Here is a 13,638-nt window from a genome sequence, read left to right on the forward strand (position 1 = left end):
AGAGCGGCACCCCACCACGAGGGCACTGGAGCCCCGGGCGTCCGCGCTTCCCCGAGGGAGAGAAGCCATGGAGACGAACATCACCCCGGGAGCCGTGTCGAGCCAGTTCATGGTGGCGGCCTACCTGGTCTACCTGCTCGTGAGCATCACGCTGACCATCTGGGTGGCGCGCACGCTGCAGCGCAACGGCGCGCCCTTTCTGCATGAGGCCTTCCTGGGCAAGGAGGTGCTGGCGGACTCCGTCAACCACCTGCTGGTGGTGGGCTTCTACCTGATGAACATCGGCTTCGTGGCCCTGACGCTCAAGGAGCACCAGACCATCTGGACGCTGCAGGAGATCATCGAGCTGGTCTGCTCCAAGATCGGCAAGGTGCTGGTGGTGCTCGGTGGCATGCACTTCTTCAACCTGTACGTCTTCAACCGCATCCGCCGCTCGGCCATGGTGCGCCAGCTGCCGCCCCCCGTGGTGCCTCGCGAGTTCACCAGGATGCCGGCCACCGCGAAGGCCACGTGAGGTGAGCCATGCGAGCCCTGTGCGTGCTGTATGACGAGACGTGTGGCTTCTGTGTGAGCTGCGCGCGGTGGTTGGAGGCGCAGTCCACGTGGGTCGCGCTCGAGTGCCTCGCCTCGGGAGGCGAGGAGGCGGCGCGGCGCTTTCCCGAGCTGCGGCGCTCTGGCAGCCGGGAGGAGCTGCTCGTGGTGGATGACGAGGGGGGCGTCTACCGGGACACCCAGGCCTGGCTGATGGTGCTCTGGGCGTTGGAGGACTACCGGGAGTGGGCGCTGCGGCTGTCGAGCCCCGCGCTGATGCCGCTGGCGCGCAACGCCTTCGAGCTGCTCTCCAGCAACCGCCGGAGGTTGTCCGGCTGGCTGCACCTGGAGGACGAGGTGGTGCGCCAGCACCTGGAGCGCGAGGCGGGGCCGCCGGATGCGCCCAGATGCGGCCCGGACGACGCGGCCTGCCGCCTGCCCTCGCGGGAGCGATGCGGCAGTTGCGGCCAACCCATGGTGAGGGGCCGCGCGTTCTGCCCTCACTGCCTCGCGGAGGTAGTGGCACAGGGGTAACCTCCGGACGGAGCGACCGGTTCACCCCCACTCCAAAGAGATCCACGCATGAGCCCCACCACCCCCCTGTCCGCCCGCCGCACCGCGGGCCTGCTCGCCGCACTGCTGCTCGCGGCTCCCGGATGCAAGCGCGAGCAGCCCGAGGCTCCAGGCGCCACGGCCCCGGCCAAGGCCCCCTCGGGTGGGAAGATCGCCCTGCTGCTGCCGGAGTCCAAGACGGCGCGCTACGAGAGCCATGATCGGCCGCACTTCGAGCGCCGCGTGAAGGAGCTGTGCGCGGACTGCGAGGTGCTCTACAGCAACGCCGATCAGAGCGTCGCCAAGCAGCAGGACCAGGCCGAAGCCGCCCTGGTCAACGGCGCCAAGGTGCTCGTGCTGGATCCCGTGGACTCCGGCGCCGCGGCGGCCATCGTCGCGCGCGCCCGCCAGTCGAAGGTGCCGGTGCTCAGCTACGAGCGCCTCGTCCTCAACGCGGACGTGGACTACTACATCTCCTTCGACAACGAGCAGGTGGGCAGGCTGCAGGGCCAGGCCCTGGTGGACAAGCTCAAGGCGGACGGCAAGACGCAGGGCACCCTCGTGATGCTCCACGGCGCGCCCACCGACGACAGCTCCCGGTTCTACAAGTCCGGCGCCCACGGCATCATCGATGGCAGCGGCCTCACGGTGGGCGCCGAGTACGACACCCCGGACTGGAGCCCCGACAAGGCCCAGCAGCAGATGGAGCAGGCCATCACCCGGCTCGGCAAGGACAAGATCATCGGCGTGTACTCGGCCAACGACGGCATGGCCGGTGGCGCCATCGCGGCGATGAAGGCCGCGGGCATCGATCCCCTGCCCCCCGTGACGGGCCAGGACGCGGAGCTGACGGCCGTCCAGCGCATCCTCACGGGCGAGCAGTACATGACGGTCTACCTGGCCATCAAGCTCGAGGCGGGGATCGCCGCCGAGGTGGCCGTGGCGCTGCTGCGCGGCGAGAAGCCGCCAGCCGAGCGCATCAACGGCAAGGTGAACAACGGCACCAAGGACGTGCCCTCCATCCTGCTGACCCCCGTGGCCGTCACCAAGGAGAACGTGAAGAGCACGGTGCTCGCCGACAAGTTCTGGACGGCCGCGCAGCTGTGCGAGGGCGCGTACGCGAGCGCCTGCGCCAGCGCGCAGCTCACCCCCTGAGCCATCGCGCGCTCACGCCAGCCCGCGGATTGCCGGAAAATCCCCCCGCAACCGCGAGCCCCCTTGCCGGTACTCCCTGGCAACGAAGCGCGTGAAAGCGAGGATGGTCATGGGAACGACGCGGAAGGTGGTGCTCGCGGGAGGCAGCGGTTTTCTCGGCCGTTCGCTCGCGCGGGAGCTGGAGGCGAGGGGTGACGAGGCCATCATCCTCACCCGTTCCCCCTCGCCGGGCTCGGCTCGCGAGGTGGCCTGGGACGGCCGGACCCTGGGGGACTGGTGCACGCGGCTCGAGGGCGCCCTGGCCGTGGTCAACCTCGCGGGCCGCAGCGTGGACTGCCGCTACACGCCGGAGAACCGGCGCGAAATCCTCTCCTCGCGGCTCGACTCGGTGCGCGTGCTGGGCGAGGCCATCCGCCGGTGCGCCACGCCTCCGGGTGTCTGGGTGCAGGCCGCCTCGCTCGCCATCCTGGGCAACTCGGGCGACGCCGTGCGCGACGAGCGCTCACCGCCCGGCGAGGGCTTCTCCGTGGACGTGTGCCGCCAGTGGGAAGCGGTCTTCGCCGAGCAGCGCTCGCCTGGCACACGCCAGGTGCTGCTGCGCATCGGCTTCGCGCTGGGACGGGACGGGGGCGCGCTCGACAAGCTCGCGAGGCTGGCGCGCTGGGGGCTCGGCGGCGCGGTGGGCAGCGGCGAGCAGTACATCAGCTGGCTGCACATCGATGACCTCAACGCCCTCTTCCTCCGAGCCATCGAGGACCCGTGCATGGAGGGCGTGTACAACGCGACCGGGCCCTCGCCCGTGACGAACGCGGAGTTCATGCGCACGTTGCGCCGCGTGCTGCACCGCCCCTGGAGCCCGCCCGTGCCCGCGTGGGCGGTGCGCGTGGGCGCGCGGTGGATGGGCACGGAGGCGGAGCTGGCCCTGAGCGGGCGGCGCGGCATCCCCCAGCGGCTGATGGCCGAGGGCTTCACCTTCCGCCACACGAATCTCCACGAGGCCCTGGCGGATATCCTCTGCTGTCCCCGTTCTTGGGTTGCATCCCATCCCTCTCCAAGAGGGATGCATGGGCCTTGAGCAACGGCTGTGCCATGCAAGTGCCACCCGGGCGTTGGCGATATCCGGATGGATGTCACGTGCTATGAGAGGCGACTTCCGTCATTGCTGCTCACCCCGATGCGGTCGCCCTCCGGATCCATCCCGTCGCACCTCACCGACAAGGAGTTCGCCATGCACCGTCTGTTCGGAAAGATAGGTTTCACATTGCTCATGGCCGCTGCCGCGGCCGTGCCTTCCCGAGATCGCCAACTGCGCCAGCGACATGAACGGCGTGACCGGCGCCGAACTGCTGATCGCGCTGCCGAGCGAAGTGCGGATCGTGTCGCTGCAATCGGGGACGATCAACAGCTATTGGATCGGCAGCCAGTACGCGACGCTGCGCGACGGTGTGCGTGACTTCGACGGCGTCGCCGGCAACGAAATCGCGATGGCCCAGGGCGGCAACGGCAATCTGCTGATCCTGCGTCCACGCGCCGGCTACCTGCAGACCATCAACGGCGCCGGCACCTTCGGCAGTTCGTGGACGCTCGTCGACTACGTCAATCTTGATGGCGTGGCCGGTGACGAGATCCGGGTCCGCTCCAACACCAACAACCGCATCTACCGCGTCTACCCGCGTTCGGGCACGGTCAGCGCGGAGTAACCGGGTCCGGGGCCCAGGGGAGGGTCGGCCGACCCTCCCCTGCTTCGCGCCGCACGAAGAGCCGCTTCAAGCCTGCGCAGTGAAGCGGACGTCTGGGGGACCTAGGGAGCCCAGGGGGACACGATGTTCCAACTCGTGTCCTCTTTGAAGCTGGTGGCCATGTCCCAACCGATCCCGAACCCCGACGCCGTCCACACCTGGGCGGCGGAGTGACGGATGTAGCGTCCGGGGAAGTTGAAGGACTCGAACGAGACACCGGTGCCAGACAGACCCGGCTGGGCACAGAAGGTGGCGTCCTGGTCGAAGAGTGCCGAGCCGTCGGGAGCATCCTTGCGGAGGCGGCTGCCCTGGTGGCGCAGGTACTGGCCGGGGTAGTTGCGCGACTCGAAGGAGTAGCAGCTGACGTCCGCCAGGCCGGGCACGAGCTTGAAGGTCGCGTCCTGCTTGAGCGTGGTGGAGCTGGCGCCGTCCACCCCCTCGGTGAAGCCCAGGCTGTCGAGGTGGCGCAGGTAGCGGTGGGTGTAGCCCGGCGTCGTCACCTGGAAGGAGCGGTACTCGCCCACGGGGACATTCGCGTCGCTCTTCCACCAGGCCTCTCCCGGGGCCCACGTCGCGTCCTGACGGAAGCCCGTGGTGTTCTCCAAGGCATCCAACCAGACCTCGCCAACGCGGTGGCGCACATAGAAGCCGGGCTTGTTCTTGGACTCCAGCGACGCGTACAGCGGGGACCCGTCGAGCGCCGGGCGAGCGCAGAAGGTGGCATCCTGGTCGAAGAGCGCCGTGCCGTCTCGTACATCCCTGCGGAGGCGGCTGCCGTAGTGGCGCAGGTAGCTGCCGGGGAAGTTGCGCGGCTCGAAGGAGTAGCAGCTGGCGTCCGCCAGGCCGGGCACGATCTTGAAGGTCGCGTCCTGCTTGAGCGTGCCGTTGCTGCCGCTGTTCACCACCTCGGTGAAGCCCAGGCTGTCGAGGTGGCGCACGGAGCGGTGGGTGTAGCCCGGCGTCGTCACCTGCAGGGAGCGGTACTGGCCACCAGCGCCCAGAAGTCCCAGGTTGTTGAGCTGACGCGAGGCGGCGATCAGGTTGAGGTGAGCGGTGCGCACCGGGTTGAGGTCCACCTTGAGGACGGCACGGTCGTAGGTGTACATGCCGTTCACCTCGTTCTCCACGTCCGTGATCTCCGTGTAGACGGCCGCGCTCAGGCCCGGCTTGTTCATCAGGCTCTGGAGTCCCTGGATGAAGCCCACATAGCGGCTGGTGAGCGCCGCGCCATCGGCGACCATCTCGTAGCCAAAGCCGTTGCCGGGGCTCCACTCGTGGCCGGGGACGCGCAGGCCCAGACCGCCGTACTCACCCAGCACCGCCGCGCGCGAGGTCGACGCGGAAGGTGAAGCCGGGCTTGGGTAGACGTGCCAGTCCGCCAGGTCGCCGTTTCCACCGTCCACGGAGCCGCAGCAGTTGATGCCGCTCATGTTGTTCACCAGGCGGGAGGAATCCCAGCTCTTCACCAGGTCCGCGAGCCGGGCCTGGTCGTACTGACCCCAGCCCTCGTTCTGCACCACCCAGGTGATGAGGGACGGTGAGCTGCGGTGCTCATCCACCATCTCGCGCAGCTCTCTCTCGAACTGGCCGCGCGCGGTGGCGGAGGGCGTCCGGTTGTCCATCAAGGGCATGTCTTGCCAGACGAGCAGACCGAGCTTGTCGGCCCAGTAGTACCAGCGCTGGGGCTCGACCTTGATGTGCTTGCGGATGAGGTTGTAGCCCAGGTCCTTGTGCTTCTGGATGTCGAACTTGAGGGCCTCGTCGGTGGGCGCGGTGTAGATGCCATCCGGCCAGTAGCCCTGATCCAGGGTGCCCATCTGGAAGACGAACTGACCATTGAGCACCGGGCGCAGGTAGCCCCCCACGAGCTTGAGGCCCACCGAGCGCATGCCGAAGTAGCTCGTCACCTGATCGACGACGGTGGAGCCGCTCTTGAGGGAGACGCGCAAGTCATAGAGGAAGGGGCTGTCGGGAGACCACGTCTTGGGGTTGGGCACGGGGATGCGGATTTCAGCGCCCACGCCGCCGGTGGCACTGCCCACCTGGGTGGTGCCATCGAAGGCCACGGCCTCGACCGTCTGGCCCGACACGCCGGTGCCCCGCACCGTGAGGCGGAGGGCGGAGCCGGCCAGGTCCGGAGTCATGTCCAGCCGGGTGATGCTGGCCGAGGGCGTGGGCTCCAGCCACACCGTCTGCCAGATGCCCGAGGCGGACGTGTACCAGATGCTGTTCGGGTTCTTGCGCTGCTTGCCCACGGGCTGCCCGCCCTCCTCGGTGGGGTCATACACACCGACGATGATCTCGTTGGTGCCGCCGTTGAGCTGAGGGGTGATGTCGAAGCTGAAGCCGTCGAAGCCGCCCTGGTGGCTCCCCACCAGTTGGCGATTGACATAGACGGTGGCCTCCCAGTCCACGGCGCCGAAGTGGAGCTGGACGCGCCGGCCACTCCAGGCCGCGGGGACGGTGAAGGTGCGGCGGTACCACATGCGCTCCTGGTAGCGCTTGATGCCGGAGAGGCCAGACTCGATGGGAAAGGGGACGAGAACGCTTTCAGCGAGGTTCTGGCCGAAGGGAGGGGTCTGGCCCGCGGTGGCGTTACCGAACTGCCACTCGCCATTGAGGTTGAGCCAGTCGGAGCGGACCATCTGCGGACGGGGATAGTCCGGAAGGGCATTGGTGGTGGAGACCTGGGAGGTCCACGGCGTGGAGAGGGGTGGCGTCTTGGGGGCCCAGGCAGCCTGAGCGCCTTGGAGCGACAACAGACCACAGAACAAAGGCAGCAAGCGCAAGGCAACGCCGCCAGTCCATTGATTGCATTTCATGCGGGGGAATCTCCTGAATTGGATTGAATGAGCTGTAATCGGCAGACCAGACGCCAACAAGGAATATTGTCAAAACAGGAATTATAACGTATCGAGTCGAAACCTTCTTGACAAGACCGGGCGCCGCTGGCATTTGGTATCGGGTCGAAACCAAACGGAGGCGCTTCCCCATGAAGTCCCATGTCCTGCTCGTCCCGCTGCTCCTCCTCCCCACGCTCGCGCTCGCCCACGGCGCCAACCACGCACCGCCCAAGCAAGACAAGCCCGCCAAGGGCATTGTCGCGCCCGTCTCCCCGAAGGTGACGGCCTCCTTCGACCTGGTGCGCACCGAGGTGCGGCGCGAGGGCGGCCACATCCTCTTCCGTCAGGAGGTGCGGGAGGAGGCAGGCAAGCTCACCCCCACGCCCACCGGACAACTGGCCGGCAGCGAGGTGTTTTCCTACGTCTGGCCCACCTCCATCGACTCGGGGGCGGTGGGCTTCGACACCGCGCAGGGCATCCTCGCCTTCGTGCTGACGGCCCACCCGGACTTCGACGACACGCCGCTGGAAGACGAGAACGGGGACGGCAACAAGGGCAACGACGGCAACCTGTGGCACAGCCACTGGGTGGTGCTGGTGAAGGACGCCTCCTGTCCCGGCGGCCTGAAGGTGCGCGACATCCCGGAGGGCTCCAAGCCGAAGCTGCCGAAGACGTGGCCCGGCCTGCCCATCCTCATCGACTCCCCAGGCTTCAAGCCCGCGCTACGGGGACAGGTGGTGGAGGTGCGCATCCCCGAGAAGGCCGCCACCTTTCCCGTGCAGTTCAACTACGACGGTGTCACCGCGGCCCTCAAGGTGAACGCCAACCTGCACGACCCGCTGCTGTGCGTCACGAGCACCTTCGACGTCGCCTCCGGTGACCTGAGCCTTCCCGGCCGCGTGCTGCACTGACGCAGCAGGCCCCTTCCCTTCAGTCCCGGGCACCCGTCGTGCGCCGCTCCTGACCGGAGCGGCGCCGCGGCCATCCGTGTGCCCGCTCCACCCGCGGTCCTCCCATGCGGTCTTCCATGAGCACCCCCACCCTCCTCCCCTCGGTCCCTTGAGCCGCTAGATGACCCGAGGGGTCATCGTTTCGTGTGCAGTGCTCGAAGGGTCTCGTCGAGCGCGTCGATCAGGAACGCGAAGCTCTCGTCGACCGACACGGGGAGCGCGAATCCCCCGCTCCGCTCCAGGTCCACGAATCCGTGGAGCGCGGCACGCACGAACCGGATGCGGTCGGTGTCGTCTTCCTCCACGCCGTATCCCGACAGCGCCGCGACGACCGAGGCGACGGCGTCGGAAGCCGCCGCTTCCCAAGCGGCACTGCTCACGGCGCGTTGCGTGAGCGGATACGTGCCGGGATGCTCGCGCGCGAAACGCCGGTACGCGTTGGCGATCCCCTCCAGTGCGGCTCGGCCCGACCGGCCACGTGCCGCGACGCCAAGCCGCGCGGCGAGGTCGGCCGTGGCGGCGGCCGCCACCCGCGCGAGGAGATCGTCGAGCCCACCGATGTGCTTGTACAGACTCGGCGTCGCGACGCCGAACTCGGCGGCGACGCGCGCGAGCGTCAGCGCGTGCACGCCGTCCACGTCGACGAGCGCGCTCGCGCGCCGCACGATGATCTCGGGGTCAAGGCCGGCGCGCGGCATCCGCTGCTCCCTTCAGGAACTCGAGGATCCGCGGTGTCACGACGTCGGGCGCCTCCAGCATGGGGGCGTGGCCGGCGCCGGGCACCATCAACACCTGGCTGCCGAGCTGCTGGACGATCCACTCCGCTTCGGCGCGCGGGTTCTTCCAATCCGGATCGGCTTCCCCCATCACGACGAGCGACGGCGCCGTGACGGACGCGAGCCAGGGTGTCACCACCGCATGATCCGTGCGGGCCGTGGCCGTGAACGCCCGCCACCGCCCGGGCCGGGTGAGCAGCTGCGTCGTCTTCGCCGCACGGGCGCGGGCCTCCTCGCGGCCGAGACCCGGCCAGAGGGACGCCGCATAGTACCGCCATATCGCCGGGCCCCACGGCCGGCTCAGCATCACGCGCAGGGCCAGCTGGGCCGCTCGTCCGGCTCCGTTGCGCAGGAAGGGTCCGAGGAGCACGAGACCGGCGACCGCCTCGGGTCTGCGTCCCGCGGCGATGACGGCGGCGGCGGCGCTCATCGAGGCGCCGACCAGGTAGGCGGGCCCGTCGCCGAACGCGTCGATCGCGGCGAGGAGGTCCTCGGCGGTCGCCTCGTCCCCGTAGCGCGTGAACCCGTGGTCGCTGTCGCCGTGCCCCCGCAGATCGAGCAGCACGACACGGTAGCCCCGCGCGACGAGTCCGTCGGCGAACAGGCCGTACGCCTCCCGCGTGTCGCCCATCGCCGGGGAGCAGATCACCAGCGGCCCAGAGCCACGTGCCTCGTAGGCGACGCGTCGGCCTTCCCTGTCCAGAAAGCTAATGCCCATAGCCTTATAGCTAACGCTATTAGCCAGCGTTGTCAACCCGCGAGCGCGGCCCGGGCGAACAGCCTTCGCGCGGGGGCGCGCCGGTGCTCCCCCACGCCTGGCGGCTCATGGGGTCTGCGCGTCGCGGTGACCAGTCTGTGGGGGGCGTTGTCGCCGAAGAGGAACTCGTGGAGTTGGGTGCCGTCGGTGGCGGCCGCGGTACCGCGCGGGAACAGGGCCTGCGCATACTCGGTGAGGGTGGCTTCGACGTCGCCGGGGTGCGCGGCGAGGGCCTTGCCGAGTTCGGCGCCGTCGTACATGGCCAGGTTGGCGCCTTCGCCGTTCGGGGCCGCGAGGTGCGCGGCGTCTCCGAGCAGGTTACCCCCGGAACCCGCTCCCACTGGTGGCGTATAGGCGGGAGAGAAGCCATGTGGAGGGAGAGGGCTGGAGCGCAGGGGCCGAGAAGGGCCGCTGCCGGGGCCAGCACGACCGCCTCCTGCAGCGTCAGTGCATGCTGATCCCGCTCAATGGCGTCCGCGTGCTTGCCGGCTGGGAGAGCTTCCGCGCTTCCTCCCAGGCACGCCGTGCCTCCTGCAACCGCACATCCAGCCGCTCCTCACCGGACGCCGCGCCCACGACACAGCAGAGCGCGACCACCATCCACCCGAGTGCTTGCCGCATGTCGTGATTCTCGCATGGCGTATGGGAAAAACGGGGACCTGTTGAGGGGCCGGGCTGATGTAGTAGGGACCGAGAGGGACTCCGGGCCGGACGCCGCTCATGTGCCGGGTACCAGCATCACGGTGGATGGAGGACAGAATGCCTGAACCGGTGGCGGGCACACCCGAGCATGAAGGCCTCAATCACAAACCAAGAAAACAAGAAGAATCCAAAAACAGCATGGGTGGTTTGATTGATTTTGACAATCCCTCCACACCCGGGAGAAGCTTGGATTGACGGGATTCACCGTCTCGACATTTCGATAGGGAGTGCGCCATGATGAAGACGCTGAAGGTGGGACTTCTCGGAGTGATGCTGGGGGCGGTCGGGGCTGTGATTCTTCCCGCGCAGGAGGCCGAGGCGCAGTCGGGTGCATGCTGCTCGTCCTGCAACCCCAACTTTCAGCGGTGTCTGAACAGTTCGGGTAACAATGCGCAGCAGATCGCCCTCTGTAATCTGCTGCGCAGTATTTGTGAGTCTAGCTGTTCCCGCACCTGCTGAAGCACCTGCGGCGAACCTGGGTGCCACGCCATTCAGTGCACGGAATCGGTGGGTGCCTCGGCCTGGCGCTCCACCGGTGACCCAACATGGCGAAGGCCAGCCCGCGGGCTCCGCCCTCGCTCCTCCAGGGCTCGGCGGGGTCATGGCGGTAGGTCAGCGAGGCGGGCATGATCGGTGACTGGCTGCCCAATGAAGCCGAGGCGCACACCCCGGGCGCCCCCGCGGCCGGTGCCGCGTCCAGGAAGAGCACCTGCTCCCGGGTCGACGCCAGCGGCCTATCCGAGGACGAGTTCCGCGCCCTGATGAACGAGCTGAACGACCTGGTGATGCAGCAGATGGGGCAGTCCCCGCTGCTCGCCGAGCTGCACCGGGTACCGCGCCACCGGATCATGGGACGGCCTACGGCTCGGTGAGGGTGAGCGCCAGCTGCCGCAGCTCGTAGCCGTTGACGGGCTTACGCAGCTCCTTGAGCAGCGGGGTCTCGCCGAACTCCTCGACAATCTCCTCCCAGGAGTAGTCGGAGTAGGCCGAGCAGAGCACCACCCGCTGCGAGGGGTGCACCTTCCACAGCTCCCGCAGCGTCTGCACGCCATTGCAGCCGGGCGGCATCCGGTAGTCCAGGAAGACCAACGCGTAGGGGTGGCCCGCCGCCACGGCCTCCCGTACCCTGGCCACCCCCTCCTGTCCCTGGAAGGCCGACTCCATCTCGAACTCCGGACCGGCGGGCCGCGCACGAGCGGGGGGCGCGCCAAAGAGGGCCGTCCGCAGCGATGAGAGCTGCTCCGGGCTCCCGCCTCGCTCCGGACAGAGCAGCCGCCGGAAGTCCTGGTGGATGGCCGCGGAGTCATCGATGACCAGGATCCGCCGCTTGTCACTCATGCCGCCTCCGGGGGGGTACAGGGCAATTCCAGGGTGAAGGTAGCGCCGCGCCCGGGACCGTCGCTGTGCGCCGTCAGCGTGCCGCCCAGCTCCTGGGCCGCCAGCGCACTGGAGTGCAGGCCGAAGCCGTGGCCCTCCTCCCGGGTGGTGAAGCCGTGCTGGAAGATGCGCGTGAGCAGCTCCGGCGCGATGCCCACCCCGTTGTCGCTCACCTCGATGCGGACGCGGTCGGCCGCGGGCGCCTCCACCCGCAGCGTCAGGCACCGCTGCTCCGCGGGCGCCGCATCCAGGGCGTACTTGGAGTTGCTGATGAGGTTGACCAGGATCATCAACACCTTGTGCTTGTCGGTCAGGAGCTGGGGCACGGGGGACAGGTGCCGCTCCACCCGCACCTCATGACGGGTGAGCCCCGCCGAGTTGATGCGCAAGGCATCCTCCAACAGCTCCACCAGGTGGGCCGGCTCGTTGAGCCGGGGGGTCCGGGTGTAGTTCTGCTGCAGCTTCACGATGGTGCCGATGTGCTCGGTGTACCGGCCCACCTCGTCGAGCAGCGACACGGCCTCATGGGTTTCCTTGCGCAGATGCTGTCCCAGCCCGCTCAGGAAGGGCATGACATTCCGGCCGCGCTCGTCCTGGGTGAGGAAGGTGGCGAGGTCCTCGCGCCGCTCCTCGAGCAGGGTGGCCAGCTGGCCGACGTCGTCCACCTGGAGGCCCACCAGCCGCTCCTTGGCCAGCATGGCCGAGGTGTGGACGCTGTTGAGCACGTTGCCCACGTTGTGCAGCACGCTGGTGGCGACCTCCGCCCGGCCCGCCTGCCGTGCCACCTGCACCAGTTGCCGGTGGACGTCCTTGAGCTCCCGGGTGCGCTCGTCCACCCGCTGTTCCAGCCCCTCGTTGGCCTGTCGCAAGGCCTCCTCGCGCCGCTGGACCTCGTCGGCCATGAGGCGGAAGGACCAGGCCAGCTGTCCCAGCTCGTCCTGACGCCGGGTGTCCAGCTGGACCTGGAAGTTCCCGGTGGCGATCCGTTTGGTGGCGTGGGTGAAGTCCAGCAGGGGGCGGGAGATCTGCTCCCGCAGCACCCAGGACATGATGGCCAGCTCCAACACCAGCGACGCCAGGCCGAACGCCAGGACGTAGCGCGCCGCCAGGAGGGCGGGCCTGGTGAGCTCCTTCTCGGGGAGCACCGTGACGAAGTTCCAGCCCGTGCCCCCCAGCCGGATCGTGGCGAGGAATTCGTCGTGTTCCGGCAGCTCCAGCACGCTCTGGTCGGACGCGCGTGCCATCACCCGCTCGAAGATGTGCCGCAGGTGGGCCCGCTGCTCCGGGGAGCCGAACTCGGTGGAGCTCCCGGACAACGACACGTCGCGGATGTTGTAGGCCACGTTGCCATCCAGCTTCAGCTCGGGATGGGTGATGAGCTGACCATCGTCGCGGAAGATGATGTTGTACGAGCCGGGCAGGTGGCCTTTGGCGGTGCGGGCCATCAGCTCATTCAGGAGGACGTCATGGCCGATGGTGGCCACATGACGGCCCTCCATATCCAATGGGGTGGAGGCCGTGACCATCCAGACCTGCGAGACCGGGTCCAGGAAGGCGCCAGACCAGGCCGTCCTCCGCTGGGGGTTGTTCTGGGGAAGGCTGTTGGTGAAGTAATCGAAGGTGTAGAGCGGAAAGTCGGGCTCGGTGTCCTGGGTATAGGTGGGGCGCTCCGGCCACAGGGTCACGAATGCTCCCTCCGGCATCATGATGTAGATGTCCGCGACGCGGGTCAGGAGGAGCGGCCCGTGCTGGACGAGCACGTCGTACGCCGCCACGAGCCGCTGGCGGAGCTCCGCGTTGGGGGACACGCCGCGGAACACCATGAACCCCGGCATCTTCGTGCCATCGAAGCCCTCGGGACGGCTGCGGATCGTCCCGTCGGGGAGCTGGACGGTCAGGCGCTCGAAGCGGGAGACCGCCTCCTCCTGGCTCAAGGACTGGATGCGCTCCTGGAGGGCCTTCTTGAGGAAGGCATGGTGGTCCTCCGCCAGGAGGAAGATGGACTCCTCGCGGTGGACGCGCTCGACGACCGACCGCTCCAGCTGAAGGAGGGACTGGTCGCGCAGCGTCTTGAACAGGTGCAGGTAGCTGAAGAGCGTGCTCAGGGCGATGACCAACGCGATGCGCATCCCCATCTTGAGGAGCGTCGCGCGGGCCAGGGAGGCACGAGGGCGGGAAGGAATCGAGTTCGGCATGGAGCGCGCTCAACGGACTGGAGCGTGAATCCACGCACGGACCTACCGGAAACACCAGGGG

At 68.4% G+C, this 13,638-nt stretch carries 16 protein-coding genes; 9 read left to right on the forward strand and 7 right to left on the reverse strand.

Annotated elements, in window-relative coordinates; genetic code table 11:
- Positions 1-67 precede the first annotated feature (67 nt).
- The 5 genes from F0U63_RS33645 (at position 68) to F0U63_RS33665 (ending at position 3,938) form a co-directional block, all read left to right on the forward strand.
- A complete protein-coding gene (locus F0U63_RS33645; RefSeq protein ID WP_395836344.1) occupies positions 68-514 on the forward strand; it encodes a hypothetical protein in 447 nt (148 codons plus the stop codon).
- Positions 515-522: 8 nt separating this feature from the next.
- Positions 523-1,065: a thiol-disulfide oxidoreductase DCC family protein gene (locus F0U63_RS33650; RefSeq protein ID WP_395836346.1), complete on the forward strand. Its 543-nt coding sequence runs from the start codon at positions 523-525 to the stop codon at positions 1,063-1,065.
- A 48-nt stretch (positions 1,066-1,113) separates the two neighbouring features.
- The gene (locus tag F0U63_RS33655; protein ID WP_395836348.1) at positions 1,114-2,238 is read left to right on the forward strand and encodes a sugar ABC transporter substrate-binding protein; all 1,125 of its coding nucleotides are present in this window, start codon (positions 1,114-1,116) and stop codon (positions 2,236-2,238) included.
- Positions 2,239-2,347: 109 nt separating this feature from the next.
- Positions 2,348-3,313 (forward strand): TIGR01777 family oxidoreductase, encoded by a 966-nt coding sequence (locus tag F0U63_RS33660; protein WP_395836350.1) that lies wholly within the window; start codon positions 2,348-2,350, stop codon positions 3,311-3,313.
- Positions 3,314-3,557: 244 nt separating this feature from the next.
- Positions 3,558-3,938, forward strand: a complete 381-nt coding sequence (locus F0U63_RS33665; protein WP_395836352.1) for a hypothetical protein — start codon at positions 3,558-3,560, stop codon at positions 3,936-3,938.
- Positions 3,939-4,039: 101 nt separating this feature from the next.
- Here the strand turns inward: F0U63_RS33665 and F0U63_RS33670 are convergent, their stop codons facing one another.
- A complete protein-coding gene (locus tag F0U63_RS33670; RefSeq protein WP_395836354.1) occupies positions 4,040-6,799 on the reverse strand; it encodes an AbfB domain-containing protein in 2,760 nt (919 codons plus the stop codon).
- Positions 6,800-6,969: 170 nt separating this feature from the next.
- Here F0U63_RS33670 and F0U63_RS33675 point away from each other — a divergent pair, with 170 nt between their 5' ends.
- Positions 6,970-7,731, forward strand: a complete 762-nt coding sequence (locus tag F0U63_RS33675) for a hypothetical protein (protein WP_395836356.1) — start codon at positions 6,970-6,972, stop codon at positions 7,729-7,731.
- A 173-nt stretch (positions 7,732-7,904) separates the two neighbouring features.
- On the opposite strand, the gene F0U63_RS33680 is transcribed toward F0U63_RS33675, so the two are convergent.
- The 4 genes from F0U63_RS33680 to F0U63_RS33695 all read right to left on the reverse strand — a co-directional run bounded on the left by F0U63_RS33680 (position 7,905) and on the right by F0U63_RS33695 (position 9,924).
- Complete coding sequence (locus F0U63_RS33680) at positions 7,905-8,468, reverse strand: TetR/AcrR family transcriptional regulator (protein WP_395836358.1); 564 nt, start codon at positions 8,466-8,468, stop codon at positions 7,905-7,907.
- Positions 8,449-9,195 carry an alpha/beta fold hydrolase gene (locus F0U63_RS33685; RefSeq protein WP_395836360.1) on the reverse strand — a complete coding sequence of 249 codons (747 nt, stop codon included), beginning with the start codon at positions 9,193-9,195 and terminating at the stop codon, positions 8,449-8,451. Before F0U63_RS33685 ends, F0U63_RS33680 begins: the two co-directional genes overlap by 20 nt.
- 101 nt (positions 9,196-9,296) lie before the next feature.
- Positions 9,297-9,644, reverse strand: coding sequence for an FAD-dependent oxidoreductase (locus F0U63_RS33690; RefSeq protein WP_395836362.1), 348 nt, complete (start codon positions 9,642-9,644; stop codon positions 9,297-9,299).
- Between the two features lie 103 nt (positions 9,645-9,747).
- Complete coding sequence (locus F0U63_RS33695; RefSeq protein WP_395836364.1) at positions 9,748-9,924, reverse strand: hypothetical protein; 177 nt, start codon at positions 9,922-9,924, stop codon at positions 9,748-9,750.
- A gap of 138 nt (positions 9,925-10,062) precedes the next feature.
- On the opposite strand from F0U63_RS33695, the gene F0U63_RS33700 reads away from it, so the two are divergent.
- The 3 genes from F0U63_RS33700 (at position 10,063) to F0U63_RS33710 (ending at position 10,877) form a co-directional block, all read left to right on the forward strand.
- Positions 10,063-10,200: a hypothetical protein gene (locus F0U63_RS33700; RefSeq protein WP_395836366.1), complete on the forward strand. Its 138-nt coding sequence runs from the start codon at positions 10,063-10,065 to the stop codon at positions 10,198-10,200.
- A 39-nt stretch (positions 10,201-10,239) separates the two neighbouring features.
- The gene (locus tag F0U63_RS33705) at positions 10,240-10,464 is read left to right on the forward strand and encodes a hypothetical protein (RefSeq protein WP_395836368.1); all 225 of its coding nucleotides are present in this window, start codon (positions 10,240-10,242) and stop codon (positions 10,462-10,464) included.
- A gap of 167 nt (positions 10,465-10,631) precedes the next feature.
- Positions 10,632-10,877, forward strand: a complete 246-nt coding sequence (locus F0U63_RS33710; RefSeq protein ID WP_395836370.1) for a hypothetical protein — start codon at positions 10,632-10,634, stop codon at positions 10,875-10,877.
- Here the strand turns inward: F0U63_RS33710 and F0U63_RS33715 are convergent.
- Together F0U63_RS33715 and F0U63_RS33720 are read right to left on the reverse strand one after the other, a co-directional pair.
- Entirely contained in the window at positions 10,864-11,343 is a 480-nt protein-coding gene (locus tag F0U63_RS33715; RefSeq protein ID WP_395836372.1) for a response regulator, read from the reverse strand. The two genes, F0U63_RS33710 and F0U63_RS33715, sit on opposite strands and share 14 nt — an antisense overlap.
- Positions 11,340-13,577 carry an ATP-binding protein gene (locus F0U63_RS33720; RefSeq protein WP_395836374.1) on the reverse strand — a complete coding sequence of 746 codons (2,238 nt, stop codon included), beginning with the start codon at positions 13,575-13,577 and terminating at the stop codon, positions 11,340-11,342. The genes F0U63_RS33715 and F0U63_RS33720 overlap by 4 nt, the downstream gene beginning before the upstream one ends.
- Positions 13,578-13,638: the final 61 nt, after the last annotated feature.

It is taken from the genome of Cystobacter fuscus (assembly GCF_044360685.1).
Classification (GTDB): Bacteria; Myxococcota; Myxococcia; order Myxococcales; family Myxococcaceae; genus Cystobacter; species Cystobacter fuscus_C.

Excerpts from the sequence above, each read along its gene's own strand:
- F0U63_RS33680 (WP_395836358.1), bottom strand. The coding sequence starts at position 8,468 with ATGCCGCGCGCCGGCCTTGACCCCGAGATCATCGTGCGGCGCGCGAGC.
- F0U63_RS33700 (WP_395836366.1), top strand. The coding sequence starts at position 10,063 with ATGCCTGAACCGGTGGCGGGCACACCCGAGCATGAAGGCCTCAATCAC.
- F0U63_RS33695 (WP_395836364.1), bottom strand. The coding sequence starts at position 9,924 with ATGCGGCAAGCACTCGGGTGGATGGTGGTCGCGCTCTGCTGTGTCGTG.
- F0U63_RS33720 (WP_395836374.1), bottom strand. The coding sequence starts at position 13,577 with ATGCCGAACTCGATTCCTTCCCGCCCTCGTGCCTCCCTGGCCCGCGCG.
- F0U63_RS33655 (WP_395836348.1), top strand. The coding sequence starts at position 1,114 with ATGAGCCCCACCACCCCCCTGTCCGCCCGCCGCACCGCGGGCCTGCTC.
- F0U63_RS33670 (WP_395836354.1), bottom strand. The coding sequence starts at position 6,799 with ATGAAATGCAATCAATGGACTGGCGGCGTTGCCTTGCGCTTGCTGCCT.
- F0U63_RS33710 (WP_395836370.1), top strand. The coding sequence starts at position 10,632 with ATGATCGGTGACTGGCTGCCCAATGAAGCCGAGGCGCACACCCCGGGC.
- F0U63_RS33645 (WP_395836344.1), top strand. The coding sequence starts at position 68 with ATGGAGACGAACATCACCCCGGGAGCCGTGTCGAGCCAGTTCATGGTG.
- F0U63_RS33675 (WP_395836356.1), top strand. The coding sequence starts at position 6,970 with ATGAAGTCCCATGTCCTGCTCGTCCCGCTGCTCCTCCTCCCCACGCTC.
- F0U63_RS33705 (WP_395836368.1), top strand. The coding sequence starts at position 10,240 with ATGATGAAGACGCTGAAGGTGGGACTTCTCGGAGTGATGCTGGGGGCG.
- F0U63_RS33660 (WP_395836350.1), top strand. The coding sequence starts at position 2,348 with ATGGGAACGACGCGGAAGGTGGTGCTCGCGGGAGGCAGCGGTTTTCTC.
- F0U63_RS33715 (WP_395836372.1), bottom strand. The coding sequence starts at position 11,343 with ATGAGTGACAAGCGGCGGATCCTGGTCATCGATGACTCCGCGGCCATC.
- F0U63_RS33650 (WP_395836346.1), top strand. The coding sequence starts at position 523 with ATGCGAGCCCTGTGCGTGCTGTATGACGAGACGTGTGGCTTCTGTGTG.
- F0U63_RS33665 (WP_395836352.1), top strand. The coding sequence starts at position 3,558 with ATGAACGGCGTGACCGGCGCCGAACTGCTGATCGCGCTGCCGAGCGAA.